The organism is Paenibacillus sp. P4_E11, from assembly GCF_056401635.1.
Genome location: NZ_JBFUIX010000562.1, coordinates 1 through 1005, shown reverse-complemented (window position 1 = coordinate 1005; position 1005 = coordinate 1). Strand labels below are relative to the sequence as shown.

Annotated in this window: 2 protein-coding genes; both read left to right on the top strand. The window is 45.0% G+C overall.

Annotation, left to right across the window (positions count from 1 at the left end):
• Window positions 1–217: hypothetical protein (locus AC1DWB_RS36050; RefSeq protein ID WP_477545852.1), on the top strand; the 217-nt coding region annotated here is incomplete at its 5' end.
• 263 nt (window positions 218–480) lie between these two features.
• Window positions 481–1005 (top strand): hypothetical protein (locus tag AC1DWB_RS36045; RefSeq protein WP_477545851.1); only part of this gene is annotated, 525 nt, incomplete at its 3' end.

Below are 1005 nucleotides of genomic sequence, written 5' to 3'. Positions count from 1 at the left end.
CAAGCTCAACGGGGCTAAGTTTGATCCAGTGAAGGACAAAGAGCTAAAGACCCTAGACCTGGCATCCGACAAAGTGAGTGAAATCAACAAGAAGATTCGAGGTATCGAAGCGAGTCTTAGCTTATCGGCTGCAGATAAGCGTAAGCAGATTGACACACTCTCCGAACAGCGGAAGAAGCTTATAAATGATTCCCTAGCAAATACCAGTAGGAGGTAACATGGATCTTCTTACAAAAGTATTGTTGGTTCCGGTCTGGATCATATCTCATATCTACTATGTTCTACTTTTGATCGTAGCGGCGGTTGTCCAATATTCCATAATTGCCGCATTGATTTCGTTATTTTGGAGGACCATATGATCCACGCAGCCATTATCGAGTACTGTTCCTGTTGCTTACGTCCAGCCGACTTATGCATGAACGATCCACCTCCTGCCACGTATGAGGTTTTTGTGAAGCTGCCAAAAGGGGATATAACCAAATGTATGACACGATCCTGGACGCACTCCATACGTTGATGAAGAATGGCCTCACGCTATCTAGCGCCGGGGCCATTGTCTTTTTACTGCTCAAGCAGCGACGGTTGAAGAAAAGGCTTCGCAAGTTTATTCCGTGGTTGCTGCAGGAGGAAACCGAAGTCAAGGAGTACGTGACCAATCAAGCGCGTATAGAAGCGAAAGTGGATCTTCTAATGAAGAAAGAAGGGATTACATGGGATGCCGAATGGACAGCCTCAAAACCCTTAGTAACGAAGCGCAGCGGCTTATTCGGGCCACTAGTCCGTTATTTTGCCCGTTCTGCACACGAACAAAAGGAGTCTGGACGTACCACAACTTTAAGGAGGGAACGAACGATGCTAACTAATTTGTTGAGTGGGAAAAAGAAATTGCTCACATTTGTTTTGCTTGTGGTGGTGAACGGTTTAAATGACACACTAGGCTTAAATCTCAGTCATGAAACAATCATTAATATCTCAAGTCTTGGAGGTGGATACATCGTTGTAGAA